The sequence below is a fragment of the Lancefieldella parvula DSM 20469 genome, assembly GCF_000024225.1.
GTDB classification, from domain to species: Bacteria; Actinomycetota; Coriobacteriia; order Coriobacteriales; family Atopobiaceae; genus Lancefieldella; species Lancefieldella parvula.
The window spans coordinates 407,303-430,009 of the sequence record NC_013203.1; the positions used below are offsets into that span (position 1 = coordinate 407,303).

A 22,707-nucleotide genomic window follows, 5' to 3' on the forward strand; every position below is an offset into this window, starting at 1 on the left:
ACTCCGTTTCTTACATCCGGACTGTACCGTTGGTCCTGGAATTTAACCAGGTTAACCGCTTGTGCGGGTCGCGGACTTGATGGCTCCTTGAGCGAGGTTGTTACAAACCTTGAAGTTCGGCCACCTTACCACCAGTAGGGAATTGCACCCTTTCCTGAAACATACCGGTAAGTACTATAGCAGAGTTAATAGCTGATAACACATAAAACAGGATGGACACGAAAATTGAAGAAGAACAAAAGAAATACGTTTTGCAGTTTTGAGGTGTTTTTCCTTCCTCTATTTGTCTTTTTACCATGCCACGACTCTATGTTTTTCTCGCCCAATCCCACGTTTTTCTCACTTCAACATCACGTTTTTCTTGCTTGCGATAAACTATAAAAAGCAACTTATTAAGGAGCGTGTTACATGTCTGAAAGTGGCTATGACTTACAAAGCCTGGCCGGAAAGCTTTGCTCGATTGTTGGAGAAGAGAACGTCCTGGTAGACGAGCCAATGAGCGAGCACACCACCTTTAAAGTGGGTGGACCTGCGGATCTCTATGTTATCCCTGATGATCCCGATGAGGTTAAAGAGACTCTTCTTGCAGTTAAAGACGCAAAAGCTCCTTATTTTATTCTTGGATACGGCTCTGACCTGCTTGTTTCTGACGCGGGTTATCGCGGCGTCATCATTGCCGTCGCTGACGGCCTAACCGGTGTAAGCATCGACGACACCGAGATGACCTGCCAGGCTGGCGTTGGCCTTAAAGAGGCTTCCGAGATGGCCTGTGAACTGGACCTTTCTGGACTCGAGTTTGCGTGCGGCATCCCAGGTTCTGTGGGCGGCGCATGCTTCATGAACGCAGGAGCTTACGATGGCTGCATCTCTGACGTGCTCAAATCCGTCCGCGTTCTTCTCGCCGATGGCACCTTTGCTACGCTGGACGCTTCCGAGCTTGACCTGGGTTATCGCCACAGCAGAATTGCTGATGAAGGCATGATTGTGCTTTCAGCTACGTTTAATCTTCATCGTGCAGACGGCGAGAAGATCCGCGAAAAGATGGAAGAGTTCACGCGTGCTCGCGAGGAGAAGCAGCCTCTTGAGCTGCCTTCCGCTGGTTCAACTTTCAAGCGTCCCGAGGGTCACTTTGTAGGCAAGCTTGTTACGGATGCTGGTCTTAAGGGTTATCGCTTTGGTGGCGCTGGTGTTTCCGATAAGCATGCTGGTTTTGTGGTCAACTATGACAACGCTACCGCTGCCGAGGTTCATGCAGTTATCGAGCATGTCCAGGCAGAGGTTAAGCGCCAGTTTGACGTCGAACTTTATCCCGAGGTTAGGTTCCTTGGAGAGTAGCGTCAGAGGTTAACACAGCCCGTTATCTTAGCTTTGGGATAAATGGTGGCAGACCGTTATTGTCGGGCAAGATGTTGCTGCTGACAAATCTCCTGGTATCTGCGTCAAAAGCTAGTTCTTCATTAGAGACAAGAGGACGAAGATACGCGAGGGCCTTCTCGGTAATCCAAAGGCCGTCGTCAGAGATCATTTCCGCAGGTACAGACTTCACTCGATTAGCAATATCCGAGATAGGGATGCAGCGGATTTCAGCTTGGTATGGCACATCGCTGAGCCTTTGCAGACCAATCATGCAGCCAGTTTTGTGGGCAAGGAGTGCGTCTACTCCGGCTTTTCCCAGCTCAAACGCCTCGGACAGATCAGTTTTGCTGGACGAATGCATGGCACAGCGCTGCAGTGAGTTGAGGTTGATGCCTCTAATCTTGGCGTCAAAGTGCTTCTGGAAAAGGTCGGCCAGATAAAGGGCGTTTCCGGACTGATCTGCAAGATGGCCGAAGGCATCCATTTTTGTGTGACTTTTGTTCAGAAGCGTTGAGCCATCGGGTCTTCTAACTCCCTCACTGATAACAATTACAACGCTGTTTTTGTGTTCAAATAGCTCTGCCGTCTTGCGAAGTAGCCGTTTCTCGTCGTAAGTAACCTCGGGGAGCAGAATAAAGTCTGGAGCTTCTTCGTTTTTCTCGCGAGCAAGAGCCGAAGCCGCGCCCAACCAGCCTGCATCGCGGCCCATAGTTTCGACGATAGTGATGTTTGGCTTGTTGTAAACCTCGGAGTCGCGGGCTAGTTCGCGGACAATGGTAGCGATGTATCGCGCTGAGCTGCCAAAACCCGGCGAGTGATCGGTGCCTTCGAGGTCGTTATCAATGGTTTTGGGAATGCCGATGACGGAAATGTCATTGTTGTGCTGGGCAAAGTAAGCCGCAAGCTTGTTGACGGTGTCCATAGAATCGTTGCCGCCAATGTAGAGAATGCCGTCGATTTCAAGGGAGGTCAGGCGGCATTCAATGTCTTGGTAAAAGGATGTTTTTTCGGATACTTCGGGAAGCTTGTATCGACAGCTTCCCAGAAAGCTCGAAGGCGTTTTGACGAGAAGTTCTACGGTGTGTTTCTGTTGGTCAGCTCCGCGCTGGTCCACGCCGTGTTCCTGCTGGTCAACACTGCGCTTCTGCTGGTTGACGATATGTTCCTGCTGGTCAACGTTGCGATTCTGCTGGTTTTCTTGTGGAAAGAACAGGTTAGTCAGATTGGTATAGCGACCATTGAGAAATCCTTCAATTCCGTTTTGCATGCCATAAATTTCGATGCCTTCTTCGTGCGCACGCGCGACAATTCCTGCAAGAGAAGAATTGATTGCTACTGTTGGGCCGCCTGATTGACCGATAAGTATTTTTCTAATCTTACGCATGTAACTCCCTGTGATTCATGAACGGATAAGACAGAGAACATTGGTGCGTTTGTATGTCGCAATCGTCTTCAAAATTGCGAGTAATTCAAAATGACATACATAAAAAACTATACAAAGAACGATTTAGACACGTTTTAACTGGAATTATTTGAGTACGTAACCATACCGCTCACAAAAAATTTTAGTAGGTGAGCGGTAGAAAATCTTTATTTGTGATAGAGAATTATTACATTTTTGATGCGCATTGTGCATGATTCGCATGCGCTGTGCGATTTTTGCGTAGAGAGGATGACTTTCTCGCGACTGTCGTATTGGTTTTTATGGCAACTCCGCAAGAAAGCGGGGAAGACCGTCGACGGAAACTGGTTCCTCTATGCCTGCGACAAGAGGACGCAGGTAGGTCAGAGCGGTGTCAGTAACGTTGAAGCCATCTTCGGAGATCATTTCTCGAGGTACAAGCTTTACTTTGTTGGCCACGTCGGCGACAGGGGTAGTACGTATTTCCGTCGTATATGGTTCGTTTGGAATGCGGTGAACGCCAACCATGACGCCTGTTTTACCTTGGAGAACAGCCTTAACTCCTGCGGCGCCAAGCGCTTCTGCCTCGTCCAAGTCAACCTTGCTAGCAGCATGTGATGCACAACGTTGCAGCGTATTGAGTTCGATACCGCGAGACTTTACACCCAGCTGATCTTTGACCAGCTGCGACAAATATTGCGCGGTTCCGGACTGCGCCGCAAGGTGGCCAAACGTGTCAATCGCAACAGACTTTGCATCAAAAAGGAAACTACCATCCGCGTGATGGACGCCTTCGCTGACAACTACAATTACGTTGTTTTTCTCGCGAAGACGCTGTTCAATAGCAGAAAGAAGTGCGTTCACATCAAGAGGAACTTCGGGAAGAAGGACAAAATCTGGAGCAGTTCCGCAAATATCTTGCGCGAGTGCACCGGCTGCCGTGAGCCAACCTGCATCGCGGCCCATGGCCTCGATAAACGTTACATTTTTGGTGTTGTAGACGCCGCCATCGCGGGTGAGCTCGGCAGTTACGGATGCAACGAATCGCGCCGCGCTACCAAAGCCGGGGGTGTGATCCGTGCCCTCTAGATCGTTGTCGATGGTTTTTGGCACGCCAACAACACGAACAGCGCTTTCCACCTGGGCAAAGTATCGAGATAGCTTATCCGCGGTGTCCATGGAATCGTTTCCGCCAATGTAGAGCACGGCGTCTACCTGGTATTTCTTGAGCTGTAAATCAATCTGCTGGTAGATAGGGGAGACGGCTGCGGATTTGGAGTTTGCAGTAGATTCAGAGCTGGCACCAGACGTAGAATTAGCTTCAAGCTCTGGCAGCTTAAAGCGGCAGCTGCCCAGCCAGCTCGATGGCGTTTTTCTGAGAAGCTGAAGGTTTTTCTCGCCAAGATTTGTATCGGCTTGCTTGAGCGCTCCAAGTTTAGGTTTCTCAAGCTCAAGTACTTCAATCAGGTCAACGACATTGCCCTCAAGAAAACCTTGGATTCCATTGCGCATTCCGAGTACGCGAAGTCCCTGGGCATGAGCTGCGCGAATAATACCCGCGAGCGACGCGTTGATAGCCGTGGTTGGCCCGCCCGACTGTCCGACCAGGATTGTGTGAATTGCGTGCTCTGATGTGCTGTGCATGGGCGCCTCGGATTCTTGAGAGTTGACGTATCAAGTATAACTGCAACAGAGTATTGCGCCATTCGCGAGGCTTTTTAATGTGATTTGTACAGTGCAATAGGAGCATGATTTGCTTCAATTCATTTTTATGCATAAACAATATTCAATATACTGAATTATGGATATCGTTGTATAAAAGATTAAACTATCACAAATTTCTGAATTAAAAATCACACCTATGTCGGATAATCTGCTGATTTAGGGACAAATAGCACTTCTAATGACGATATTCTGCATGATGAAAGCAGTTTTAGTGAAATGTATAGTCTTTTTTGGCAGATTATCCGACATAGGTGTGGTTAGACGTCTTGCAGCCGAAACGGATGTGCCAGCGTGACCCGCGTATCCTTCACGTCACTGGTGCAGCTCATGGCGAGAAACCCGCAGGTGCCGTAACCATTTCTGATTCCACACCGCTTCGTTCCCGACGCTCATCCTGCGTCTAGCGCTCAACTTTGCTCGATCGTCCACAAAAAAGCCGCACCTCAAAATTGAGATGCGGCTTCGTAGCTTCTAGCAGACTAAACGGCGTTGCAACTCGGTCGGACCAGATGCATGCAAACCGCCTAGCGCACAACCTGAGGGTTTAGCGAAGGTTGTAGAAAGCGTCCATGCCCAGGTACTCAGCACCGTCAGCGAGGTCATCCTCGATGCGGAGAAGCTGGTTGTACTTAGCAACACGCTCGGTACGAGCAGGTGCACCAGTCTTAATCTGACCAGCGTTTGTTGCAACGACAAGGTCAGCAATGGTGGTGTCCTCGGTCTCACCAGAACGGTGGGAGACAACTGCGGTGTAACCTGCGCGTTTAGCCATCTCGATAGCCTCGAGGGACTCAGTCAGGGTACCAATCTGGTTGACCTTGATGAGGATGGAGTTACCAGCGTGAACCTCAATACCCTTCTTCAGGCGCTGAGTGTTGGTAACAAAGAGGTCGTCGCCGACGAGCTGGATCTTCTTGCCCAGACGCTGGGTAAGAACTTTCCAGCCATCCCAGTCTTCCTCTGCAAGGCCGTCCTCGATGGAGACGATTGGGAACTTCTCGACCATCTCCTCATAGTAAGCAACCATTTCCTCGGAGGTAAGGGAGCGACCCTCGCCCTTGAGGTCATACTTGCCGGTCTCCTTGTTATAGAACTCAGAAGAAGCTGGGTCCATAGCAAAGCGGAAGTCCTTGCCAAGCTCAAAGCCAGCAGCCTTAACAGCCTCGGAAAGAAGCTCAAGTGGCTCCTCGTTGGACTTAAGGTCTGGAGCAAAGCCACCCTCGTCACCAACACCGGTGTTGAGACCCTGGGACTTCAGAGTGTCCTTAAGGGTGTGGTAAACCTGTGCGCACCAGCGAAGAGCGGTGGTAAAGTCAGGAGCACCAACAGGCATAATCATGAACTCCTGGAAGTCAACGTTGTTGTCAGCGTGGACGCCACCGTTCAAGACATTCATCATAGGAACAGGAAGGGTGTGAGCATTTGCGCCACCGAGGTAAGCGTAAAGTGGAAGCTCAGCAGAAGCAGCTGCAGCGTGAGCGACAGCAAGAGAAACGCCGAGAATAGCATTTGCGCCAAGGCGACCCTTGTTTGGAGTACCGTCAAGCTTGATCATAGCAAGGTCAAGACCGCGCTGATCCTCTGCGTCCCAACCAATAACGAGGTCGCGGATCTCAGTGTTGACGTGCTCAACTGCTTTAAGAACGCCCTTGCCCAGGTAACGGCTCTTGTCGCCGTCGCGAAGCTCTACAGCCTCGAACTCACCAGTGGAAGCACCGGAAGGAACGATTGCACGACCAAAGGAGCCGTCGTCAAGAACAACCTCAACCTCAACGGTTGGATTGCCACGGGAATCGAGGACCTCACGTGCGTGAACATCAAAAATCTGGCTCATAGCTCACCTTTCTTTAGGTTTAACATTTTGCCGATTGCATAGACATAACTAGTATACCCATTCTGTTATGAGGTGTGTATTGTAATTACACAGAGTATGAGGCCAGGAAGAGATAGTATTTGGCCAGGCAGACGCGCTGTCCACCTGGCCAAATAGAAAATACCTGCGGAATTGTTAGGTAAATATAAAAATTATTTCTGTGGATAAACAACAACCAGCAGCATCTTGAATTCTTCTGGGGCCTGAAGTGCATGTGGGTGACCCAGAGGCATCACAATAGACTGGCCAGCTTCAAGAGTGTAGACGTCGTCATCAATGGTGATGTTTGCGCGTCCCTCAAGAATGGTGACAAATGCGTCGCCGCCTGCGCGATGGCTTGCGATCTCTTCACCTGAGCCAAAGCCAAAGAGGGTAACGCTGACGGCATCGTTTTGTGCAAGAGTCTTGCTGATGACCTGGCCAGGCAGGCATGCAACCTGGTCTTTGAGGGTTACCACGGTCTTTGCGTCGATGTTCTTCATGACACCAGGAATCAATTCTTCGGACATACTAACCTCCAACGGTAAATGTTATCGATGACTAACATTTACCCGAACCAGCCGTCTTCAATCAGTAAATTTCAAAAAAATCGCAGGTAGAAATTGCTTTTTTTAAAGCAAATTGCTGAGCAGCGGAGTCATCTTTCCTTGAGAGACCACAATCACGTGATGCATCGCGCGCGACAGCGCAGTATAGAGCCTACGGCGAGAAATTCCGTCTGCTTTATACACTTCCTCTTGTGCGTCGGCAACGATGACCTGATCAAACTCAAGGCCTTTTGCTAGCGCAAGGTCAAGAAGTACGACGCCCTTCGCGGGTAGGGAATCGTGGCTGGTGAGCACTTTGACGCCAGTGTTTGACTCGCTTGATTTCATGCCGTCGATCTGCACCGTATCGTCAGTGCCACCGCTCACATCTTCCGCAGCAAACAGCTCTTCCATCTGCTTGGCCAGCCAACGAACGCGAGACTTTTCGGTGCACACAATGGCGGTCAGGCCGTCAAACTCTTGCGCCTGTTCAACAAGAGACTTCATCGTCTTCAGGTACTCAGCGCGCTCAGTCTCTTTATCGTCAGCTACCACCTCAAAGAACTCAGGCTTTTTGCCGCCACGCTGAACAGAGCTTGTCTGGCCGCGTCCTTCTTCACTTAAAAGCGAGGTAAAGAGCGCGGTAATCTCGGGAGAAGATCGGTAGCTTATCAGAAGCTTGCAGGTAGAAACTGCGCCCTCGCCATGTGTTGCGGTAAAGATTTTTTCAATCTGCTCAAATGTTGCGGTGTCTTCCCAAATTGCCTGGTTGGAGTCACCCAAAAGCAGGAAGTGCGCGCGCGAGAAGTACTTTCCAAGCACCATAAGCTGCGTCTCGGTATAGTCCTGGACCTCGTCAATCATGACAAATTTGACGTTTTTCTCGCCAGCCCCTGTGATAAGGAGTCGCAGGTAAACGCATTCGGCGCCACTGAGTGCGGAGGTGTTGAGCATGCGCATACCAATGCGGTCGATGCGGAGCCAGGAAGTGGACTCGATGACCTCGTGAGCGGAGGAGTAGCGCCAGTTAAGGAACTCGCGGGTGCGCGCTAGAACTTCTTCCTCGTCGGAAGGGCTGATGGTGCGGCCAAAGACCTCAAGCTGCTGCTCAACGTCAAGGGAGAGCATCTCTTCTTGGATTTCGTCGTTGTGAGCCATCTGGCCAAGCCTGCGCTCCAGGCGGATGTGGAGCTCGTCTTTGGCAAGCGCAATGAGGCGTGGTCCCACAGGGAATTGCGAAAACTTTGCTACAGAACTAGCCACTTGAGCTGGCTTAATAAGCGTTGTTCCCTCAACAGAGATGGCCTTGAAGTCATCCTCATAGAGCTCAAGCGAGGCAAGTTGCTCCTCAAGCTTCTTCAGAGAATCGGGGTTGTTGTGAGCGCCCGATGCGTGGTCGGCAAGGCCCAATGCTTTGAGGAAAGAATCCCAGGTAAATACCTGCGGATTGTGCTCGCCCATGCTGGGCAAAACGGTATTGATGTAGCGACCAAACATCTCATTGGGAGTGAACAGGTACACCTGATCTGCGGTCAGCGTAGTGCGCTGCTGGTACAGAAGGTACGCGATGCGCTGCAGCAAAACAGACGTTTTACCCGATCCTGCAATACCGTTGACCAGCAGAACTGGCACGTCCTCGTGCCTGACCACAACGTTTTGTTCGCGCTGGATAGTCGCGGTGATGGCCTGCAGCTTCTCGGTGTGCTGGCGCTTCAGGGCGGCAAGCAGCAGAGAATCTTCAATGGCAACCGTTGTATCAAAGTAGAGGTTCAGCTTGTCACGCGTAATGTCAAATTGTCGGCGAAGCTCCAGCTCAACCGTTCTTTTCTTGCCGTCTACCTGGTACGACGTAGTTCCCATTTCTTGGTTGTAATATGTCTCGGCAACGGGGCTGCGCCAGTCAACAATGAGTTGCGAGCGGTCTTTGTCCGTGATGCCTGCTGCTCCAATGTATACATCGCGAGAAGGACGGCCAGGTCGCATCTTGAGCGTGACCTTGGCAAAGTAAGGCTGCCTCAAGAGGATTTCGACTCGACCGAGTTTCTCGACAGTGAAATCGTGGTATTGGTTGTACGTATCAATAACGCTGTTGAGCGTCTCAATAGCCGCAAGGGTCTCAATGGTTTCGTCCGCTCCGCCAAAGTCTGGACGGATTTCTTCACTCATCTGACGAAGGTCTCTAGCTGCATCTTTTTGCGTGGTGTTGAGCGTTGTATCCAAATCCTCACGAATCTCAACAAGTTTTTGATATACGTGGGTGAGGTGCTCTTGTTCTTGCTGGTGGATTGGATCCATGATGCTCCTAGATAGTTGCGTCTTCGATGCGGCGGCGCAACTCATCAATGCCTAGGCCAGTCTCGGATGAGGTAATAATGGTCTGTTCAGGGGTGATGTGGAATGCCTTGCGCAGGGCGGCTGCGGCTTGATTTTGCTTGCCGCGAGCAATCTTGTCTGCCTTGGTAAACGCAACTACAAAAGGCAGCTCAGCCTCTTGGAGAAAGTTGATCATTTGCAGGTCAAGCTTTTGAGCTTCGTGTCTGATATCAACAAGGCTAATGACCAGGTTAAAGCTGCGCTCTTGCTCAAAATAGCCGCCAATGAGGTCTGCCCAACGCTGTTTTTCTTGGCGAGAAACTCGTGCAAATCCGTAGCCAGGCAAGTCTACAAATTTGACACCGTCAACATCAAAGAAGTTGATATTTGCAGTTTTACCTGGGACGCTTGAAACTCGTGCAAGCTGCTTTCGACCAATAAGTTTATTTAAGAGGGAAGACTTACCTACGTTTGAGCGGCCCACAAAGGCTACCTCTGGGGTCTCTGGAGAAGGAAGTTGTGAAATTGTCCCGTATGATGCCTCATATTGTGCGGTTTCATACTTAAGATCCATGATGCCTCCCGTTGCGCTTCAAAAACGTAAGGTATTATTTTAGCGCAAGTTAGGAGGCAGCTAACAATCCATTCATCTGTAGTAGGGGTGACGAAATCTGTAGTAGGAGTGGTAAGAATTGCTACAGAGATACTCGAATTCGTTTTTCTACAGGTAGACGAGAAACAAGCAAATCAAACGTCGTATCAGTAATCGAAGTTCTATAGATTTCTTCTCCAGAAAGATTTACTACATAGGGCACATGAAGAACATATGAAGTGTGCGGTTTGATGGCAATTAGTGAAGTGGTTATATTTGGCTGGACAAGCGGCCAAAGGGAATTTTCATTTCCTAAATCGCAAATGTAATACGTGTTGTTGGCTTGTGGAATTAAAACTGTGCCGAGAAAATCTATTCCCCCTACAGGGTCAGTCTCTTCTCTATCATTTTTAATTTCTATAGTTACATCAATCACACTTGTTTGATTGCTATGAGCATTGGGATGTTGTGGCGTAATCCCATGTTTTTCCAGGTAACCGTCATATGTGGTTAGAGAAATTTCAGTTATTCGCATTGAATATCCATTTGTATTCTCAGAAGACGAATAATGAAAATTTCCGTCAAGAGGAACCCATTCTCCCATTTGATAAATCTCTTCGGGGATAGTTAGTGCATGGGCATTTACCCACCAAACCCTGTAGCCAAGAGCACAAACCAGTACAAGGCTTATGGCAATTGCGAATAATGGTACTTTGCTTTTTAGTTTCATGATGCACGTCTTTGCACGTCGATTTTCTCAACAATTTTACCGAGCTTCATTTTGTAAATTACATCGCAAACAACCTCTAAGAACTCAGCATCATGACTTGAGATGAGAAGCGTTGCACCTCTATCTCTTTGTTCAACAATGAGCTCAGTGAGCATACGGACACCGTTTTCATCAAGAGCATTTGTTGGCTCGTCAAGAATAATTAAATCTGGCTGCTCAAAAAACGCCATGGCAATTCCTAAGCGTTGCTTCATGCCAAGGGAGTATTTTCTGACAGGTCTTTTGTCTTTAGGATCAAGTCCTACTTTTTTAATTGCAGCATCAATAGCTTGCTCAGATACAATTTGTTTTATTGACGAGAGAATCTCTAAGTTCTTATGACCGCTATATGAGCTGAGAAGTGCCGGTTTTTCTAGGAGCAGGCCAACACTTGGTGGAAAATCTATATCATCCCAGAGCTTTTTGTTTTCAATAGAAACATATCCTTGGGTAGGCTTAATGAGGCCACAGACTGCTCGCATAAGCATTGTTTTGCCAGAGCCGTTTTGGCCTTCGAGACCAATTATTTGCTTCTTTTCTAGGGATAATGTGACATCCTTGAGAACAGTATCGTTTCCGATTTCCTTTGTTAGATGCTCAGCTGAAATGTACGACATGTTTACTCACCGCCAAACTGATCAATGTTTTTAAAGCGTGAAAGAGACAGATAAAGAAAAATACCTAGTGAGCCAATACAAAAAACTAGCGTGAGGAGCGGATTGACTCCTGCGCAAAGGTTACCTTCAACGATTTCCCTGCTAGCTGAATCAATATATAGAGAACTTCGAGAAAACATCATGTAGTTGCCAATAAGGATTGGATGTAATTTGAAAATCGAGGAGACTATCCAAGAAATTATTAAAAAGAGAGGAGGCCATTCTTTAATAAATAATCCTGCTGAACATTGAAGCGTTATAAGAGATAGCGAAGTAATGAATAGAGATCCAATCAATGGGACAATACTTACCGTATTTGCGGGTAATGTTGAAGCGTCAAAACCTTCGAGAATTTCTAAGCTTATTGTTGTTGATGGTAAAATTTCTCCACCGTGTAGTAGTGTGAATAAGAGGATTAAAACTCCCGCTATTATCCAATAGAGCCCAGTTGCTGTTACACAACTTACTGTTAAAAGAATTGGATAAAAGCTCTTTGAGGAAGACATAACAAGATACATATCTTTTCTTAGTGACCTGGAGACTGCCAGAAAACACATTAGATGGGGAAGTAAAACAAGTATTAACCAGGCAAAAGGAACTTTAATTTTTGGCATAGCAGCATTTGAAGAAATGCTTTGCGATATCTGTGGCATTCCAGCAAATAGACTTGATACGTTATCTGCAAATGTTGGATTACTTGTTGCCGAGCGATTGAACACTACAAGAGATGTAGTAACGATAAGCACCATTAAGATGGTACAGATACAAAATGGACTACGTAATGAATAGATAAAGGGGCCAAAAGGAATTACTTTAGAGTTTCTCATAATGACCGCCAAACTCTGTATTTTTAGTTCCAATGAGGCCAAAAATGTTTAAGCAAATGATTCCAACAAGAAAATATAAAGTTGTATATACAAGGCTAAATCCTTCTGGATTAAAAGGAAGAAGTCTCGAAAAAGTCATTAATGTAGAGGGGAACGACAGCTTAGGAAAGAACTCTCCTAAAACTAGCAGCGATACGCTTAGTAATACAGCTAGTGAATTGTGAGTATAGAGTTTTATTACTTTGTAAATAGAGCAAAAGAACAAGAGACCAAGATAGTAAATCCCAAGAAGAATCAATACTTCTGGAGCCGTGAGTGATATATCCACACCAGTTTGAACGGTATGGTTAATGAAGATATCTACATTTAGTGTAGCAATATCAGAGCTATTACCTGTACAATTAAGTAAGATAAAATACGTTACTATATAGACGGCAATTAAAACGAGACAAGATACAATTATATTTATATAGCTATAAATCCAATATCTAGTTTTCTTCTCAAATCTCATTATGCGTTGAATAGAAAAATGTTCATTCTTGTCTGAGCTAGAAATAACAATTATGAGAAAAAAAGAGATGCAGAGCGCGGTCCACTCTACAGAGAACGTGTGAGCAGATCCATAGAGTGTTGCGATAATCAAATCACCTAAAGAAAATGAATATCCTCCTTGTGTAATTAAGCTGAATTGTGCAAAAGAAGAAATAAACGCTGTGCAAGATAACAACATCGCAAAAAGCGCTGCCAGAAGATTTTTATGCATATCAAAAAACTGAGTACAGATTTTTGAAATTTTATGCTTCATAGCAGATCACTTCTACAAGTCTTTTTGTAAGAAATGAAGATTACTAGAAATAGCAAAACAAAACAGAAGCAATAAAATCCAAGTTTTGTTGGAGCATATTCGGAACTTGTTAATTGAAAGAAATTCAACTTAATAAAAGAATTTTGCCCGACTTCTCTTAATTGAGCAGAGGAGAGGATTGCTGAAAATTGTGAGCCTAAGAACGCTAATAGGTGAAGCAGAAAATAAGAAACAAAAATTGCTTGGAATGTGGTCTTGGTTAAACTTGCAAAAAGAGAAACAGTGCAGGAAAACAGCCCTCCAATTATGAAGGCTAATGCGGATAGGGTAATGACATAAGCAAGAGGAGAGTTATAAAAAAGTCCTGAGAATAGAGAGTTCATAGGAACAGCGGTATATATCTCATCGTAAATTTTTGGTGTAGATAACGGTAAGAAACAGATTACAGCTAAAAAATTTAGGACAAGAGGTAAGGCAGAGCAAATACCTCCAGAAACAAAGCTTACATATAGTTTTATCCTGATAACACTAGCTTTTTTAATTCTAAGACATTGCTGTTCAAGCACTCCTTCTTTTGAATCGTTGCTTAAAATCCAAGCGGTTGGGATGGTTGCTAAGAGTGGCCATAAGAGATAGTACAGTCCACTGTAAAAATCTCCGATTCGTGTTGGAATCCAAGCAGTATAAGTAGAAATGACAGAAAGCAAAGTGTTATAGGAAAGATGATCTCCCTGTTGAAGAGTTGCCTCTAAGGTATTTAATTCAATTTGTATTTCAATCCAAGCGGCAAGTATTGCAATACAGGCGCCAATTGCAATACATATCCAAAATAATGGATTATTGGTAAGCTGTCGCTTAAATTCAGCCTTGAACAATGAATTCATAGCAAACACCTACTTATCACTTTTTAATGCAGACTGTATATCAACTAACTTTGCGTTTGAATAAATTCCTCCCATATTTGCTAGATGAATAGAAGTAACATCTCTCAGTTCTTCTGGAGATAGCGCAAAAGCAAGTTTGACGTCACATTCATCCCCTGCATTAATCCAAAAATACCCTTTAGTTTTATCAGTATCCGAATTGTCAATTCGGGCATTTTCAGGTGTAATTTGGGACATGAAAATATTATGCCCCTCAGCATTAATTGAGTAACTAGAAAGTAATATATAGTCCGGACCATTTGGGGTGTGTTTTTGAACGGCGTCTATGTTTTTAAAATGAAGCGTATAGACTAGATACAAGCTATCTGCATTTTCTGGTGTTAATGAATTGTTAAGTGTTCCAGAGGTAAAACCTGCTTCGTCTATAGAATGACAAAGGATTACGTCTGTTACCGTTACTTCAATTGTGCCAACCCATGGTAAATCAGCCCCAAAAGGAGTCTCAACTGGATTACCTTCTTCTTGATCAAGTCCAGTTAGTTGTACAACATCGCCAATTTTATAAGTTTCCGAGGCTTCGTTTTGTTTTTGCATAACTTGTTGCGCAAAGAGTTCTTGCTGAGCCTGTTTTTGGGCAAGACTATAAAAATAAAGTAGACCTGCAATGGTGACACAAGCAATCAATACTGCCAAAAAAGGGGCTTTTTGGGGAAGTTTATTTGTTTTTAAGTTTTTAGAATCGTGAGAAAACATAATAAGCCCCAGATGACCTCGATAAATTCACTACACGAGTCGGGACTCCATACGCCCTTCACTATGCTGTTTCTTCGGTCTTTAGCCTATTACTATATTGGAGTAGATGCCGGCTCCCTTTTTTAATTTTATTCTTATAGGTATTGTTGTTATGTGTTTTACTGTGAACGGTATGTTTTTATCGGTTAAATAAATAACATAATTGTTGAATGTTATTTATTGAAATAAATCATTATGAGCAGATAACTTTCAATTGATATAAAAGGTCAGAACATTTCATATAGAAAATTTGATGAGCGCAAGTTGGGAGGCAACTAAATCCTACACCCACGTAACTGCTTGGCAGCAGCGCTTAAGCGCGTCGATGTAAAGTTCACCAAAGAGCGAGAGGCTCTTCTCGTCATGTGTAACGTAGCCAACTTCCATGTAGTCATCAACAGCCAAAGGAACTGCAACAATGTTTGGTCCGTTGAGCTCCTCATTAATAAGGCCGGTGCTGATGGTATAGCCGTTTAGGCCAATAATCAGGTTGAAGATAGTAGCGCGGTCTCGGACCATGATGTCCTTATCGCGATCAAGTGTTGCCAGAAGTTCCTCGGAGAAATAGAACGCGTTATGCTCGCCCTGCTCATAAGAAAGACGAGGGTAGGGGGCAAGATCGTTGAGCGTCACTGATGGACGTTTTGCCAGCGGGTTATCTTTTCCCACAAAAACGCTTGGCTTGCACTTAAACAATGGCGAGAAGACCAGGCCCTGATCCTGCAGTGTTTTTCTAATAACACGCTCGTTGAATGAGTTGAGGTAGAGAACGCCTACCTCACTTCTTAGCTTGGATACGTCTTCAATAATCTCGTAGGTTTGCGTCTCTCTGATACGGAAGTCGTACTTTGAGCCGCCGTGTTCTTTAATCAGGTTGACAAAGGCTTCAACTGCAAAGGAATAGTGCTGGCAAGAAACGCAGAAGCGCTGCTTAGTGGGAGCAGTGCCCAGATAGCGCTCTTCAATGAGATCGGTCTGCATGACAACTTGCCTGGCGTAACTCAAAAACTCCTCGCCATCTGCGGTAGGTTCAACACCCTTGCTGGTCCTGTTAAAAAGGGAGATTCCCAGCTCGGCTTCAAGCTCTTTAACTGCGCTACTTAGAGTAGGCTGCGAGATAAAGAGCTGTTTAGCTGCGGCGTTAATGGTGCCTGCCTTAGCAATGGCAAGAACATATTTGAGTTGAGTCAGAGTCATAAGTCAGATTTCTACGCAGAGGTTTTTCTCGCCTTATTTAACGCCATACTGCTGGTAGTAGGCATCAATGGCACTCTTCAAGGTGTCGTCGATAATAACCTTGCCATCAACCTCTTTGTTATAGAGGGCCTCGGTAACCTCATCCATGGAGACAATGGCTGCGGTTGGCATGCCCCAGCGCTCGGAGACTTCCTGAAGAGCTGCAACTTTTCCACCCTTTCCAACTTCCATACGGTTGAGCGAGACAATAAGGCCAACTACCTCAATATTTGCAATAGAGGTAATCAGAGGATAGGTCTCTTCAATAGACTTACCCGAGGTAGTCACGTCTTCTACCATCACTACGCGTTGGCCATCTTTGAGTTCAGCACCAAGTAACATGCCAGCATCGGCGCCGTGATCTTTGGCTTCTTTTCTGTTGGAGCAGTACTGCACTTGCTTGCCATAGAGTTCATTGATACCCATAGCAGTGATAACGGAAAGTGGAATGCCCTTGTAAGCAGGACCAAAGACTACGTCAAAATTCAAGCCAAAGTTGTCGTGAATGGCACGAGCGTAATAAAGGCCAAGTTTATGCAGTTGCTCGCCTGTGACATAGGCACCTGCGTTCATAAAGAAAGGAGACTTGCGACCACTCTTGAGCGTAAACTCACCAAATTTAAGTACGTTGCTCTGGACCATAAACTCAATAAATTCGCGCTTGTAGTCTTCCATAGTTTCTCCTTTAGCAGGCCTTTTGAAGCGGTAGCAGGTTACAGGTACGTTCCACTGCACTAGTTTAGCTGAATTACGGATATGTGTTTTATGACGCGCTGACTTGGCTGTGTGAGATTAGCGTAAATACCGCCAGATATATAAAAGTGAGCGTTTGCCATGTGGTTATGCGGTATTCTAAATAAATATTTGTTCGTCTCGCAGGATAAGCCTGCAGAGTGAGTTACAAGGAGGGTATGCCCGTGGAGCGCATCACGATTTCTGCATTGTACGCAGATGCAGAGCAACTTGGTGGCCAAAAAGTTACCGCGGCCGGCTGGGTACGTTCAGTAAGGGATATGAAGAATTTTGGCTTCGTCACACTTAATGACGGTAGCTGCTTCAAAGACCTACAGGTTGTTATGAATCGTGAGAACCTTAGCAATTACGAGGAGGTTGCTTCTTGTGGTGTTGGCGCTGCTCTGATTATCGAGGGCGTCCTTGAGCTTACTCCTGATCGCCCACAGCCTATTGAGCTGCAGGCACAGACTATTGTGATTGAGGGACCATCCAGCCCAGATTATCCAATGCAGAAGAAGCGTCAGTCTCTTGAATACCTTCGTACGCAGCAGCACCTTCGTCCTCGCACCAACATGTTCCGCGCCGTCTTCCGCATCCGTTCTGTGGCTGCTTTTGCTATCCACCAGTTCTTCCAGGATCGCGGCTTTGTCTACGTGAACACCCCAATCATCACTGCATCTGATGCTGAGGGTGCAGGCGAGATGTTCCGTGTTACCACGCTTGATTTGAACAACGTTCCACGTACCGAGAAGGGCGATGTCGACTATTCAAAGGATTTCTTTGGTCAGTCTTCTCACCTCACCGTTTCTGGTCAGCTTCAAGCGGAGAACTTCGCCATGGCCTTTGGTGACGTGTACACCTTTGGTCCAACGTTTCGCGCAGAGAATTCCAACACACGTCGCCACGCTGCAGAGTTTTGGATGATTGAGCCAGAGATGGCTTTCTGCGACCTTGCACAGGACATGGACGTTGCAGAAGAGATGCTCCGCTACGTTATTGCATACGTGCTTGAACATTGTCCAGATGAGCTTGAAATGCTCAATAAGTTTGTGGATAAGGGCTTGCTTGAGCGCTTGAATCACGTTGCAAATTCCCAGTTCTCTCGCGTTTCTTACACTGAGGCAATTGAGATTTTGCAGGAGGCAGTAAAGGCTGGTCAGAAGTTTGAGTACCCTGTTGAGTGGGGCATTGACCTTCAGACTGAGCACGAGCGTTACCTCACTGAGCAGCACTTTGGAAAGCCAATTTTTGTTACTGATTATCCAGCAGCAATTAAGGCTTTCTACATGCGTCTTAACGACGACGGTAAGACCGTTGCTGCAGCTGACTGCCTTGTTCCAGGCATCGGCGAGATTATTGGTGGCTCACAGCGAGAAGATCGTCTTGAGCTTCTGGAGAAGCGCATTGTTGAGCTTGGCATGAATCCTGACGATTACAAGTATTACTTGGATCTTCGTCGTTACGGCTCTTGCACACACTCTGGCTTTGGTCTTGGCTTTGAGCGCCTTGTTATGTACCTCACTGGTGTGGATAACATTCGTGACGTTATTCCACATCCTCGTACCGTTGGCAACGCCGACTTCTAAGATTGCAGGTCATAGGTGGTGTAGGAGAGCGTGGTTGATGTGCAACCTCTACTATCACAGATTTGAGCTTTGCTGGGTGGAATTTTGCTTGCATGTTGTGCATAACCGTTATGCAAAAAATGCATAGCAAAGATGTGAGATAAAAGTTTTTCTCGCCATATACCGATATATTTGCCCGTTGGCAGTAAAAATAGGATGTTCGTACAAAATTGCGCGGGCGTCCTATTACGCTATAAGAAGCAGTTTTCTGCAGATGACCAGCGGAGGTAAACATGGTAAAGACTTTGGTTCTTGTTAGACATGGTGTATCTGAACGTGGCTCTGAAGATATGAGTCGAGAGTTAACACGTGCTGGTCAGAGGGCTCTTTCTGCCAATTACCCTCATATCTTTGGTCTGTTGGGAGCAGAGGGTGAAGAGGCTGAGATTTGGACAAGTCCCGCTCTTCGTGCACTGGAGACCGCAGAGATTGTGGCAGAAGCCTTGGATGCAGAGGGCCTAGAGATTCATGACTCCCTTTACGATCAAGATCTTCCTGCACTTCAGGCAGAGCTTGAGCACGCTGATGCAGAGACGCTGGTTCTTGTTGGTCATGCTCCATTTTTGGGCTATGTTGCAGAGACTCTTCTGGGATTTGAGCTTCCGCTGACAAAGGGTGCTGTGTGCGCAATTGACGTACGTGGTTCACTTGGTCATCAACACGAGTGCGTCTGGAAGCAACTTGGAGATGTTCGTGAGCCTCATGGTAAACTTCTTTGGCTGGTAAGCGGTCCTTCTACACAGCCGTGGGAGACACTTGATGCCCTGGATGAGGCGTGCGCTCATGCAGCAACCAATCTGGAAGATGCGTACACAGAGTTTCGTGTCCATCCAGAAGATCCTGCGGTAATCAAAGCATTTAGATTTGCTCTTAGGGGAACCCAGCTGCTTACCAAGTTCTTCTCGCCACTTCTTAACGAGGAGGCGGTTGAGATTGCTGAGCCTGTTTATAGGCTGATGCTTGGAGCAACTACGCGCCTTCGTGAAATTGATGGCTTCTCTGATACCGTTGCAGATTTGATGGAGTCTGGAGAGCTTTCACAGGGCTCTAAGCTAGTCAGCGCTGTAGGGGCAGCTCGCGAGGCTGAGCGTGATCGTGTCTGTGAAGGTTTGCGCAAGAAGGCGGTTCGCCGTAGTCTGCGCTGCGCTTTGGATGAGCTCTTTGAGCCCGCATGGTCAGATACGGTTTTGCAGGACGGTCTCTCATTTGAAGACATTACCAGCCGCTTTGACTATATGCTTGAGACTATTGATGCACGTCTGTTTGGTCTGGATATGACCAGTTTTTCCGAGGTTCATCACGCAAGGCGAGAAGTCCGTGAGGTTGAGCACATTCTGCTCCACCTCAGTGACACGCTAGGTGAAAAGCGCGCTAATTACGCTCAGATTATGCAGGATATTGACTCTGAGCTCAGTACTGTTTGTACAGCTCAGCGAAACATTTCTCTGGTCAAGGAGTGGAAAGACTCCATGGACTTCAGAGATGTTACCTCAGATCTCGCAATTGTTTCAGAACATGAAAAAGTTTTAATTAAGCGTGTTATTGAAGGTAGAGAGACGAGTATCCTTAGATAATCACATAGTCCACGTTTGGAGCACATAGACGTTTGTGTGGCGTGGATGATGATTATGAGGGAGGATGCTATGTCTGAGAGCATCGAGACTCGCTGCGTACAAGGCGGTTATCAGCCTGGTTGTGGCGAGCCTAGGCAAGTGCCTATCATTCAATCAACCACGTTCAAATATGACGAGTCGATGCAGCTTGGAGAGTTGTTCGACCTCAAAGCTGCTGGCTATTTTTATTCTCGTGTTCAGAATCCAACGCTTGATAATGTAGCGTCAAAGATTTGTGCTCTTGAGGGCGGCACTGCTGCAATGCTGACATCCTCTGGTCAAGCAGCAAACTTCTTTGCCGTCTTTAATATTGCTGAGGCTGGAGATCATTTTATTGCGCTTTCCACCATTTATGGCGGCACCTTTAACCTGTTTGCTATCACCCTCAAGAAGATGGGTGTGGAGTGTACGTTTATCTCGCCAGATGCAACTGACGAGGAGATCAATGCTGCCTTTAGGTCAAATACTAAGTGCGTTTTTGGCGAGACTATTGCAAATCCTGCACTGGTTGTTCTTGATATTGAACGCTGGGCAAAGGCTGCTCATGACCATGGTGTGCCGCTGATTGTTGACAATACCTTTGCTACACCTGTGAACTGTCGTCCTCTTGAGTGGGGAGCAGATATTGTGACCCATTCTACTACCAAGTATATGGACGGTCACGGCTGTGCTGTTGGCGGTGCAATTGTTGATGGCGGCAACTTTGATTGGGCTACTCATGCAGACAAGTTCCCAGGTCTGACCCAGCCCGACCCTTCGTATCACAACCTTGTTTATACCGATACCTTTGGCAACGGCGGCGCTTTTATTACGAAGGCAACTGTTCAGCTTATGCGCGACTTTGGCTCCATTCAGTCACCTCAGAGCGCTTTCTATCTCAACCTTGGCCTTGAGTCTCTACACGTTCGTATGGCTCAGCATTGCAAGAATGGCCAAGCAGTTGCCGAGGCACTTGCTAATAACCCTAAGGTTGCCCATGTAAGCTATCCAGATCTTCCGGGTGATACGTACTATGACCTGGCTCAGAAGTACCTTCCTGGTGGGTCCTGTGGTGTTATCACCGTTGATGTTGCGGGTGGTCGCGAGGCTGCCGAGAAATTCCTGGGTAACCTCAAAGTCTTCTCCATTGCAACACATGTTGCAGACGCTCGTTCTTGCTGTCTGCACCCAGCTTCTTCAACGCATCGTCAGCTTACTGACGAGGAGCTTGTAGCAGCAGGTATTACTCCAGGTACCGTTCGCTTAAGCTGTGGTATTGAGGGCACTGAGGACCTTATCAACGACGTCGAGCAGGCACTTGCTGCTCTGTAGTTAGACGTTCTATAACCGTTCATGTTTATGGCGAGAAGATCTTTGAAGCAAAAGATCTTCTCGCCATGTTTTTGAGGAGTTGGTTATGGCACGCGTATACATGTGCGAGTGTGAATGGAGCTACATGGTCACTTGGGCTTATTGAGCTCGGGAGATGGACTCGGGATCTAGGTGATCTTCTGGGCTGGAGAGTTCGGATGTTGCAAGTGCTGCATCGGTGAGTTCGGCATCTTCTTCTTGGCTGGCGTCAGATGCAGCACCTACGTCATCTTTGTCTACACTTGTAAAGTACTTGCGATAGATATGGATGAGACAGCCAACGGAAAGCAGCGCTGAGAGAATGTTGGACACCACCGAGACATACCAGAGTGCATCTAGGCCAAAAGGCTTCAATATCAGAAGTGAGCTGATAGGGAAGATAAGCGCCATGAAGATACTTAAAAGATTAGAAATTTTTGTTTGCTTCAGGGCAATAGCAAGGCTCTCGGTGCACATGGTAATCCAGCTAAAAATGAAGATAAATGCATGGATGCGCATGGCAGGGATAGCTATATTAAGCAGTTCTTGGGTTCCGTCAGGTAGGTATAGCTTAACTAAGAATTCCGAGAAGAAAAACGAGACACAGAAAGCAAAGATGCCAATGATGATGCCTGTGGAGAAAATGTACTTCTCGATAGCAAGAACTCGATTTTTCTTCTTTGCGCCCCAGTTATAGCCAACAGCAGGTTGCATGGCATCAGCCTGTCCATAAATAAGTGGCTGGATCAGGCCGCCAGAATAGAGAAGCACGCCGTAAGAAGCAATGGCAATATCTCCACCAAGGGTGAGCAGGGCAGCGTTCATGAGCAGAGAATAAATCCTACTTGAGATGTTCTGCATAAAGATGGGGAAGCCGTTTACAAAGATCTCTCTTATGTGTGTCCAGTTAAAGTGCGGCTTTACAAATTTGAGAATCTGTTTGTTGCCAATGAAGGGCCAGACACCATAGAGTGATGAGAAGGTAATAGAGATACAGTAGCCCAGCGCTGCGTACTCAACGGAAAGTCCCAAAACACCTAGAAAGTAGTACTCAAGCACGGTTCCCAGAATTGCAGAAATAAAGGCAATGCTGGTAGAGCGCCTAATTTTTCCACAGATTTTAAGAAAGTTATCAACGGCGTATGAGATGCACATAACCGGCAAGAAAAGAGTCCATACGCGCAGGTAGATGGTTCCTTGCTCAGCAATTTTTCCCTGAGCACCCATAAGCGCTAGAACGTTTGGTGCAAAAAAGAAGAAGAAAATACCGCTGATAACACCAGTGGTGATGAGCATGATAAATGCAATGGTAAAGATGTTATTAGCTGTTTGGTGGTTCTTTTTGCCATGTTCAACTGCAATGACAGCAGAGGCACCAACGCCAATAAGGTCAGCAATAGCAAAGCAGAGAATGACCAGAGGAACGGCAATAGTTACTGCGCCAAAAGACTCCTGACCCAAGTAGCGTCCAACAAGAATTCCGTCTGCAGTGTCATAAAGCATCGACGCAAGCATGGCAATGGCGCCTGGGAGCGCTGCTCGTATAAATAATTTAAATGGTGGTGTTTCCGCAAAAAGCTTATTCGATTCCATAGTTCTCCTCGATTAGTGGTGGGACATGTCAGACAGACTCGTGGTGTGGACATGT

The 22,707-nt window shown here is 46.5% G+C and carries 20 protein-coding genes and 1 riboswitch; of the genes, 5 read left to right on the top strand and 15 right to left on the bottom strand.

Annotation, left to right across the window (positions count from 1 at the left end; all coding sequences use genetic code 11):
* Positions 1-166: riboswitch (FMN riboswitch) on the bottom strand.
* 242 nt (positions 167-408) lie between these two features.
* The gene (gene murB / locus APAR_RS01840) at positions 409-1,335 is read left to right on the top strand and encodes a UDP-N-acetylmuramate dehydrogenase (RefSeq protein WP_012808444.1); all 927 of its coding nucleotides are present in this window, start codon (positions 409-411) and stop codon (positions 1,333-1,335) included.
* A 22-nt stretch (positions 1,336-1,357) separates the two neighbouring features.
* On the opposite strand, the gene APAR_RS01845 is transcribed toward murB, so the two are convergent.
* A complete protein-coding gene (locus APAR_RS01845; protein WP_012808445.1) occupies positions 1,358-2,740 on the bottom strand; it encodes a diphosphate--fructose-6-phosphate 1-phosphotransferase in 1,383 nt (460 codons plus the stop codon).
* Positions 2,741-3,058: 318 nt separating this feature from the next.
* Positions 3,059-4,402 (bottom strand): 6-phosphofructokinase, encoded by a 1,344-nt coding sequence (locus APAR_RS01850; protein ID WP_012808446.1) that lies wholly within the window; start codon positions 4,400-4,402, stop codon positions 3,059-3,061.
* 347 nt (positions 4,403-4,749) lie between these two features.
* On the opposite strand from APAR_RS01850, the gene APAR_RS07355 reads away from it, so the two are divergent.
* Entirely contained in the window at positions 4,750-4,887 is a 138-nt protein-coding gene (locus APAR_RS07355; protein ID WP_169302133.1) for a hypothetical protein, read from the top strand.
* A 140-nt stretch (positions 4,888-5,027) separates the two neighbouring features.
* On the opposite strand, the gene eno is transcribed toward APAR_RS07355, so the two are convergent.
* From eno to pyrE, 12 genes are all read right to left on the bottom strand, one after another.
* Positions 5,028-6,317 (bottom strand): phosphopyruvate hydratase, encoded by a 1,290-nt coding sequence (eno, locus tag APAR_RS01855; RefSeq protein ID WP_012808447.1) that lies wholly within the window; start codon positions 6,315-6,317, stop codon positions 5,028-5,030.
* Between the two features lie 191 nt (positions 6,318-6,508).
* Positions 6,509-6,865, bottom strand: a complete 357-nt coding sequence (locus APAR_RS01860) for a cupin domain-containing protein (protein WP_012808448.1) — start codon at positions 6,863-6,865, stop codon at positions 6,509-6,511.
* A 102-nt stretch (positions 6,866-6,967) separates the two neighbouring features.
* Positions 6,968-9,178 carry a HelD family protein gene (locus APAR_RS01865; RefSeq protein WP_012808449.1) on the bottom strand — a complete coding sequence of 737 codons (2,211 nt, stop codon included), beginning with the start codon at positions 9,176-9,178 and terminating at the stop codon, positions 6,968-6,970.
* Positions 9,179-9,185: 7 nt separating this feature from the next.
* On the bottom strand, positions 9,186-9,770 hold the full coding sequence (gene yihA / locus APAR_RS01870) for a ribosome biogenesis GTP-binding protein YihA/YsxC (RefSeq protein WP_012808450.1): 585 nt from the start codon (positions 9,768-9,770) through the stop codon (positions 9,186-9,188).
* Positions 9,771-9,891: 121 nt separating this feature from the next.
* Positions 9,892-10,518 (bottom strand): DUF5028 domain-containing protein, encoded by a 627-nt coding sequence (locus APAR_RS01875; protein ID WP_012808451.1) that lies wholly within the window; start codon positions 10,516-10,518, stop codon positions 9,892-9,894.
* Positions 10,515-11,174, bottom strand: a complete 660-nt coding sequence (locus APAR_RS01880; RefSeq protein WP_012808452.1) for an ABC transporter ATP-binding protein — start codon at positions 11,172-11,174, stop codon at positions 10,515-10,517. The genes APAR_RS01875 and APAR_RS01880 overlap by 4 nt, the downstream gene beginning before the upstream one ends.
* A gap of 2 nt (positions 11,175-11,176) precedes the next feature.
* On the bottom strand, positions 11,177-12,040 hold the full coding sequence (locus APAR_RS07305; RefSeq protein ID WP_012808453.1) for a hypothetical protein: 864 nt from the start codon (positions 12,038-12,040) through the stop codon (positions 11,177-11,179).
* The gene (locus APAR_RS01890; RefSeq protein ID WP_012808454.1) at positions 12,027-12,845 is read right to left on the bottom strand and encodes a hypothetical protein; all 819 of its coding nucleotides are present in this window, start codon (positions 12,843-12,845) and stop codon (positions 12,027-12,029) included. Before APAR_RS01890 ends, APAR_RS07305 begins: the two co-directional genes overlap by 14 nt.
* Complete coding sequence (locus APAR_RS01895; RefSeq protein ID WP_012808455.1) at positions 12,842-13,729, bottom strand: hypothetical protein; 888 nt, start codon at positions 13,727-13,729, stop codon at positions 12,842-12,844. Before APAR_RS01895 ends, APAR_RS01890 begins: the two co-directional genes overlap by 4 nt.
* A 9-nt stretch (positions 13,730-13,738) precedes the next feature.
* Entirely contained in the window at positions 13,739-14,482 is a 744-nt protein-coding gene (locus APAR_RS01900) for a hypothetical protein (RefSeq protein WP_012808456.1), read from the bottom strand.
* A gap of 321 nt (positions 14,483-14,803) precedes the next feature.
* On the bottom strand, positions 14,804-15,718 hold the full coding sequence (locus APAR_RS01905) for a LysR family transcriptional regulator (protein WP_012808457.1): 915 nt from the start codon (positions 15,716-15,718) through the stop codon (positions 14,804-14,806).
* A 33-nt stretch (positions 15,719-15,751) separates the two neighbouring features.
* The gene (gene pyrE, locus APAR_RS01910) at positions 15,752-16,432 is read right to left on the bottom strand and encodes an orotate phosphoribosyltransferase (RefSeq protein WP_012808458.1); all 681 of its coding nucleotides are present in this window, start codon (positions 16,430-16,432) and stop codon (positions 15,752-15,754) included.
* Positions 16,433-16,674: 242 nt separating this feature from the next.
* On the opposite strand from pyrE, the gene asnS reads away from it, so the two are divergent.
* The 3 genes from asnS (at position 16,675) to APAR_RS01925 (ending at position 21,041) form a co-directional block, all read left to right on the top strand.
* Positions 16,675-18,078: an asparagine--tRNA ligase gene (asnS, locus tag APAR_RS01915; RefSeq protein WP_012808459.1), complete on the top strand. Its 1,404-nt coding sequence runs from the start codon at positions 16,675-16,677 to the stop codon at positions 18,076-18,078.
* 272 nt (positions 18,079-18,350) lie between these two features.
* Positions 18,351-19,691, top strand: coding sequence for a SixA phosphatase family protein (locus APAR_RS07100; RefSeq protein ID WP_012808460.1), 1,341 nt, complete (start codon positions 18,351-18,353; stop codon positions 19,689-19,691).
* A 69-nt stretch (positions 19,692-19,760) separates the two neighbouring features.
* A complete protein-coding gene (locus APAR_RS01925) occupies positions 19,761-21,041 on the top strand; it encodes an O-acetylhomoserine aminocarboxypropyltransferase/cysteine synthase family protein (RefSeq protein ID WP_012808461.1) in 1,281 nt (426 codons plus the stop codon).
* 138 nt (positions 21,042-21,179) lie between these two features.
* Here APAR_RS01925 and APAR_RS01930 read toward each other — a convergent pair whose 3' ends face one another.
* Positions 21,180-22,652, bottom strand: a complete 1,473-nt coding sequence (locus tag APAR_RS01930; protein ID WP_012808462.1) for an MATE family efflux transporter — start codon at positions 22,650-22,652, stop codon at positions 21,180-21,182.
* Positions 22,653-22,707 lie beyond the last annotated feature (55 nt).

What these genes read in the sequence shown, in the direction of transcription:
- murB (WP_012808444.1), top strand. Translation starts at nt 409, where the DNA reads ATGTCTGAAAGTGGCTATGACTTACAAAGCCTGGCCGGAAAGCTTTGC.
- APAR_RS01845 (WP_012808445.1), bottom strand. Translation starts at nt 2,740, where the DNA reads ATGCGTAAGATTAGAAAAATACTTATCGGTCAATCAGGCGGCCCAACA.
- APAR_RS01850 (WP_012808446.1), bottom strand. Translation starts at nt 4,402, where the DNA reads ATGCACAGCACATCAGAGCACGCAATTCACACAATCCTGGTCGGACAG.
- eno (WP_012808447.1), bottom strand. Translation starts at nt 6,317, where the DNA reads ATGAGCCAGATTTTTGATGTTCACGCACGTGAGGTCCTCGATTCCCGT.
- APAR_RS01860 (WP_012808448.1), bottom strand. Translation starts at nt 6,865, where the DNA reads ATGTCCGAAGAATTGATTCCTGGTGTCATGAAGAACATCGACGCAAAG.
- APAR_RS01865 (WP_012808449.1), bottom strand. Translation starts at nt 9,178, where the DNA reads ATGGATCCAATCCACCAGCAAGAACAAGAGCACCTCACCCACGTATAT.
- yihA (WP_012808450.1), bottom strand. Translation starts at nt 9,770, where the DNA reads ATGGATCTTAAGTATGAAACCGCACAATATGAGGCATCATACGGGACA.
- APAR_RS01875 (WP_012808451.1), bottom strand. Translation starts at nt 10,518, where the DNA reads ATGAAACTAAAAAGCAAAGTACCATTATTCGCAATTGCCATAAGCCTT.
- APAR_RS01880 (WP_012808452.1), bottom strand. Translation starts at nt 11,174, where the DNA reads ATGTCGTACATTTCAGCTGAGCATCTAACAAAGGAAATCGGAAACGAT.
- APAR_RS07305 (WP_012808453.1), bottom strand. Translation starts at nt 12,040, where the DNA reads ATGAGAAACTCTAAAGTAATTCCTTTTGGCCCCTTTATCTATTCATTA.
- APAR_RS01890 (WP_012808454.1), bottom strand. Translation starts at nt 12,845, where the DNA reads ATGAAGCATAAAATTTCAAAAATCTGTACTCAGTTTTTTGATATGCAT.
- APAR_RS01895 (WP_012808455.1), bottom strand. Translation starts at nt 13,729, where the DNA reads ATGAATTCATTGTTCAAGGCTGAATTTAAGCGACAGCTTACCAATAAT.
- APAR_RS01900 (WP_012808456.1), bottom strand. Translation starts at nt 14,482, where the DNA reads ATGTTTTCTCACGATTCTAAAAACTTAAAAACAAATAAACTTCCCCAA.
- APAR_RS01905 (WP_012808457.1), bottom strand. Translation starts at nt 15,718, where the DNA reads ATGACTCTGACTCAACTCAAATATGTTCTTGCCATTGCTAAGGCAGGC.
- pyrE (WP_012808458.1), bottom strand. Translation starts at nt 16,432, where the DNA reads ATGGAAGACTACAAGCGCGAATTTATTGAGTTTATGGTCCAGAGCAAC.
- APAR_RS07100 (WP_012808460.1), top strand. Translation starts at nt 18,351, where the DNA reads ATGGTAAAGACTTTGGTTCTTGTTAGACATGGTGTATCTGAACGTGGC.
- APAR_RS01925 (WP_012808461.1), top strand. Translation starts at nt 19,761, where the DNA reads ATGTCTGAGAGCATCGAGACTCGCTGCGTACAAGGCGGTTATCAGCCT.
- APAR_RS01930 (WP_012808462.1), bottom strand. Translation starts at nt 22,652, where the DNA reads ATGGAATCGAATAAGCTTTTTGCGGAAACACCACCATTTAAATTATTT.